The following is a 5,334-nucleotide window of genomic DNA, read 5'->3' on the forward strand; positions in this document are numbered from 1 at the left end:
CGCCTGCGCCTTGAGCACCGACCCTTCGCGGCGCACGTTCAGCACCAGCGTGGGGGTGACCTGGTACGCGCCCGCATAGCTGTCCAGCACCGCGGCGGGCACCGTCACCAGGGCACGCACGCCGGCCAGCGCGTCCGCCACCGTCTCCTCCGTGCGCGGCGACACCGCCTCGTCCGGACCCAGGCGGGGGCGCAGCCGCACGCCCGTCACCCGCCCGCCCTCGCGAAGAAAGAGGAAGCGCGATCCGCTGGCGGGGTTCACGAACTGGTGGTCGCCAATGGGGATCAGCTCCTGCCGCGGGTTGCGGCCGCGCTGCACGTAGAACTTTCCGTCTTCCCGCGTGAACACGCGGCGCTCGTCGCCCACGCGGTACACGCCCGTGTACACGTCCATCGCGGCGGCGGACAGGTTGACGGCCGCGGGAATGGAGCTGCGTCCCAGCACCCGCTCGGCGATGCGGCTGGAGAAGGTCTCGGGGTTGCCGAAGTCCCGCTCTGCGTTGCTGAGCACGTAGATGTGCAGCCGCTCCGACGGCATCAGCAGGTCGTGGCTGCTGAAGCCGTTGATGTCGCCGCCGTGCTCCAGCGTAGGCTGCCCCGCCAGGCGGGAGATGAACCAGCCGTACCCGTACCCCGTGGACCGGCCGTCCGGAAGCGTGCCGGCGGCGTGCGCGCGCCGCCACGTCTCCGGCTTCAGAAAGCGCCCTTCCGCCACGGCGTGGCCCCACTTGAGCAGGTCGTCGGTGGTGGACGCGATGGCGCCCGCCGAGTACGGGTGCGACAGGCTCAGGTACTCCGAGTTGCGCACCACGCGCCCCTCGGCGAGTTCGTACCCGCGCACCCGGCCGGGGATGATGGCGCTCTGCGATTCCACGTACGTGCTGCGCATTCCCAGCGGCTCAAAGATGCGGGCGCGCAGAAAGTCCGCGTAGCTCTGGCCGCTCACTTTTTCGATGATGGCGCCCAGCAGCGCGAAGCCGGAGTTGTTGTACCGCCAATCCTGGCCCGGCGCAAAGTCCATGGGCGCGTCGCGAAAGATGGCGATCAGCTCCGCGGGCGACACGTCGTTCCGCCGGGCGCGGCGCCACTCCGCCATGGAGGTGTAGCTGCGGATCCCCGACGTGTGGTTCAGCAGGTGCGCGATGGTGATCCGCCGGCCCTGCGTGGGATAGTCGGGAAAGAACTTCGTGACCTCGTCATCCACCGAAAGCTTTCCCTCGTCGGCCAGCATGAGGACGGCGACGGCGGTGAACTGCTTGGTGATGGAGCCCAGCCGCAGCACGTGCTCCGGGCGCAGCGGCACGCCCAGCTCGATGTCGGCCATGCCGTACGCCTTGCGCATCAGCACGCGGCCGTTGCGCTCCACGATCACGGAGGCGCCAGGCCCCCCGGCGGGGTACGCCGCGGCCAGCATGGAATCCATCGCGGCGAGCGACGGGTCGACTACCACCGGGGCGCTCTGCGCGCGCAGGGCGGAAGGGGCGGCAAGGAGCGAGGCGAGGGCCAGCCTGCCCAGAGAGCGTGTCGTTTTCGTCAACATGAGGAGAAGCGTGTTGGGGATCGGAATGCCAGTGCTGCCGGGGGGTGTACGACGGCAGGCGGGCGGGAGTTTCATATTTGTCGACAAACGAATGGGCGGGTGGCTTTCCGGGATGTTGAGCCCGCGCCGGCGGGCGCGGGCGGCCGGCCGGTTCCGCGGTCCGGCGCGTGTCACCGTTCTTGCCCTGCATGCGGGAGAATACTGGATCGGACACACCGGGGGCAGGGGGCCGCATGGCAAACGTGAGCGGAGTGGCGGGGCAGGCGGGCGCGGCGGCCAGGGGCGCGGCGCGCAACGCGGCGCCCTGGGTGGAGCGGCTGGCGCGCATCGGGTACGCGGCGCGCGGGGTCGTGTACGTGCTCCTGGGCATCATCGCGGGGCAGGCGGCGCTGGGCAAGCGCGGCGTCACCGACCAGCGCGGCGTGTTCGCCGAGATCGTCAGCCGCCCGGGCGGCAAGTTCATGCTGGGCCTTGTGGCGCTGGGGCTGATGGGGTACGCGGTGTGGCGGTTTGTGGCCGCGAGCATCAATCCGGAAGGCGACAGCGCCGGACGGCGCGCCGCGTTCGCCGTCAGCGGGGTGGTGCACACGGGCCTCGCCCTGTCCGCGGCGCGGATGGCGATGTCGTCCTCGTCCGGCGGGGGTGGCAACGCGAACGCATCGCTCACGGCCAAGGCGCTGGACGCGCCCGGCGGGCAGTTCCTGGTGGCGGCCGCGGGGCTCGTCATCGCGGGCTACGGGATCCAGCAGATCATCCATGGCTGGCGCGCGGAGCTGGACAAGCGGCTGGACCTGTCGCGGCTGGAGGCAAACACGCGCCGCGCCGCCATCACCGCCGCGCGCGCCGGACTGGCGGCGCGCGGCGTGGTGTTCATCCTCATCGGCTTCTTTCTGGTGCAGGCCGCGCGGCACGACAACGCCAGCGAAACGCGCGGGATGGATGGCGCGCTGCGGGCCCTGCACAACACCGCGTACGGACCGTGGCTGCTGGGGCTGGTGGCGCTGGGGCTGATCGGGTTCGGCGTGACTCAGCTGCTGAACGCGCGCTATCGGCGGATCACGCCGGCCTGATCCGCGCGTGGCGGAGGTGGATGAAAAGAGGAGGGCACCGGTGATGGCGCCCTCCTCTTTTTCTTGTGCCCAGCGGACGGGGCGGACGGGGCGACGGGGCGGACGGTGGAACGCGCCGCCGGTGTGGCCCTCACCCGGCCGCGCTGAGACGCGTCCACCCTCTCCCACGAACAGATGTGGGAGAGGGGGCAAACGGCATCTCCGGGAGCGTCGGAAGGGGTCGTGCGAGGGGCTGTCCACACGGTCTTCTGCCGCAGGCTTCAAGGTTCGTACAAACGCTGACCGGTTGGCGGCACAGCGTCTGCGAGCCGGAGCGGCTCCCCGTGATCCACCCTGGATGGCGGGGCGGTGCCTGTTCATTGGGGGCGCCGGATGGGCAGGTGGCGACGATCCGCTCCGGGATCCTCGCCCGCACCGTGCTGCGCGCCGCATGGGCGGGCGATGGCCAGCCCGGGCGCGACGCACAACCGACCAGGAGGCCGCATGACGCTGGCGAGGGTGGGGAAGGTGGCGGGTCTGGTGCTGCTGGCCGGCACGCTGAACTCGTGCAACTACGTGCGGCTGCTGCGGCCCAGCGTGCTGCGGCAGCTGAACCCGCGGATGGTGGACCTGGTGAACTACCTCCCCGAGGTGGATGACCAGAACGAAGCCATCGTGGGCCGCCTGTTCGCGCACGGCGGCCTGTCGCGCGCGGACCGCGGACCGGACGGCGTGTACCGCCAGTACGTGCGCATTCCGCCGGGCGAGTACATCTGGCAGCCCGCCATCATCGTCATGCCCGCGGGGGGCGAGCTGGAGCTGGAGTTTCAGAACGACGACCCTTGGTCGTACCACGCCGTGCTGCTCCCCAACTCGGGGAACCGGCAGGCCATGACGCTCCCCATCAACACCCGGGGCCGGGCCCGCATTCGCCTGGACGCGCCGGGTTACTACTGGTTCGGCTGCCCCGTGGCCAACCACGCCACCCGCGGCATGCTGGGCCTGGTGCTGGTGGAGGGCGAGGTGCCCGCCGAAGCCAGGCTGGACCGCCCCCGCCAACGCCGCCCCTGAGGATTGCCCATGCGCAGATCATGGTTTGCCGCGGCGGCGCTGCTGGCCGCCGCCGCGTGCGCCCCCAACCGCCCGGTGTACCCCGTCACCCGCACCGCCGCGCCGCTCCCGTCGTGGAACGAGGCCATCGTGGGCCGCGCGCCCGCCGCCTCCGGCGCGGTGACGGGCGACCGCCTGGTGCGTGCCCGCTCGGAGCCGCGCAACTGGATGACGTACTACGGCGCGTACGACGGCCAGCGGTACAGCACGCTGGACCAGGTGAACACGGGCAACGTGGCGCGGCTGCGCCCGGCGTGGCAGTTCCAGTTCGCGCCCGTGGGGCTCATCGCCACGCCCGGCACCTACTCGTTCGAGGCGGCGCCCATCGTGGTGGACGGAACGATGTTCGTGTCCGGCTGGGACGGCTACCTGTGGGCGCTGGACGCCACCAACGGCCGCGTGCTGTGGCAGTACCAGCACGCGATTCCGCTGGACGTGCCGCTCTGCTGCGGGAACGTGAACCGCGGCGTGGCCGTGGCGCAGGGCAAGGTGATGATGGCGACGCAGAACGCCCACCTTGTGGCGCTGGACGCATCCACCGGGCAGAAGGTGTGGGAGCAGGTGTTCGGCGACGTGCGCGCCGGCGAGAGCGCCACCATGGCGCCGCTGGTGGTCAAGAACATGGTGATCGTGGGCGGGTCCGGCGGCGAGTACGGCGTGCGCGGCCACATGGACGCCTTCGACATCGACACGGGCCGGCGGCTGTGGCGGCGCTACAACGTGCCGCGCCCCGGCGAGCCCGGCGCGGAAACGTGGACGGGGGACACCTGGGAGCGCGGCGGCGGCACGGCGTGGATCACGGGAACGTACGATCCCGAGCTGGACCTGGTGTACTGGGGGACGGGCAATCCCGGACCCGTGTTTGACGGGCGCACCCGGCCGGGGAACAACCTGTACACCAGCAGCGTCGTGGCCTTTGATCCGGACGACGGCGTGACCCGCTGGCACTACCAGTGGACGCCGGGCGACGTGTGGGACTACGACGGGGTGAACGAGAACATCCTGTTCGACCGCGACGGGCGAAAGCTGCTGGCCCACTTTGACCGCAACGGATACCTGTTCGTGCTGGACCGCACCAACGGCCAGCTGGTGCGCGCCCAGGCGTTCGCGCGGGCCACGTGGGGCACCATCGACGCGCGCGGCGCGGTGACGCCGCAGCGCATGCCCACGCGCGAGGGCACGGAGATCTGCCCGGGGCCGGCGGGCGCCAAGGAGTGGCCGCACGCCTCGTACAATCCGCAGACGGGGCTGCTGTACACGCCGGTCATCGAGGCGTGCGCGGACTTTCGCCTGCGTCCCGTGGAGTTCCGCGAGGGGCTGTACTACCTGGGCGGCGAGGCGGAGGTCAAGGGCGAGCAGTGGGGCGCCGTGAAGGCGATCGACCCCATGACCGGGCGCGAGGTGTGGACGTGGCGCGGGGAGCACCCCATGGTGGCGTCCATGCTGAGCACGGCGGGGAACCTGGTGTTCACCGGCGAGCCGAACGGCTACTTCAACGCGTGGAACGCGCGGACGGGTGAGGTGCTGTGGAGGTTCCAGACGGGGAACGGCATTCACAGCAATCCGGTGACGTATTCGGTGGATGGAAAGCAGTACATCGCGGTGCCCACGGGGTGGGGCGGATGGCTGGAGGGCT

At 71.1% G+C, this 5,334-nt stretch carries 4 protein-coding genes; 3 read left to right on the plus strand and 1 reads right to left on the minus strand.

The window, feature by feature from the left end; all coding sequences use genetic code 11:
* Window positions 1-1,536 (minus strand): serine hydrolase domain-containing protein (locus VF665_RS22225; protein ID WP_331055668.1); only part of this gene is annotated, 1,536 nt, incomplete at its 3' end.
* A 236-nt stretch (window positions 1,537-1,772) separates the two neighbouring features.
* Here VF665_RS22225 and VF665_RS22230 point away from each other — a divergent pair.
* The 3 genes from VF665_RS22230 to VF665_RS22240 form a co-directional block, all read left to right on the plus strand.
* Window positions 1,773-2,609, plus strand: a complete 837-nt coding sequence (locus VF665_RS22230) for a DUF1206 domain-containing protein (protein WP_331055669.1) — start codon at window positions 1,773-1,775, stop codon at window positions 2,607-2,609.
* 483 nt (window positions 2,610-3,092) lie between these two features.
* A complete protein-coding gene (locus VF665_RS22235; RefSeq protein ID WP_331055670.1) occupies window positions 3,093-3,659 on the plus strand; it encodes an MSMEG_3727 family PQQ-associated protein in 567 nt (188 codons plus the stop codon).
* Window positions 3,660-3,668: 9 nt separating this feature from the next.
* A partial coding sequence (locus VF665_RS22240; RefSeq protein ID WP_331055671.1) for a PQQ-dependent dehydrogenase, methanol/ethanol family occupies window positions 3,669-5,334 on the plus strand: 1,666 nt, incomplete at its 3' end.

This window comes from Longimicrobium sp. (assembly GCF_036387355.1).
GTDB lineage: Bacteria > Gemmatimonadota > Gemmatimonadetes > Longimicrobiales > Longimicrobiaceae > Longimicrobium.

Excerpts from the sequence above, each read along its gene's own strand:
- VF665_RS22235 (WP_331055670.1), top strand. The coding sequence starts at position 3,093 with ATGACGCTGGCGAGGGTGGGGAAGGTGGCGGGTCTGGTGCTGCTGGCC.
- VF665_RS22230 (WP_331055669.1), top strand. The coding sequence starts at position 1,773 with ATGGCAAACGTGAGCGGAGTGGCGGGGCAGGCGGGCGCGGCGGCCAGG.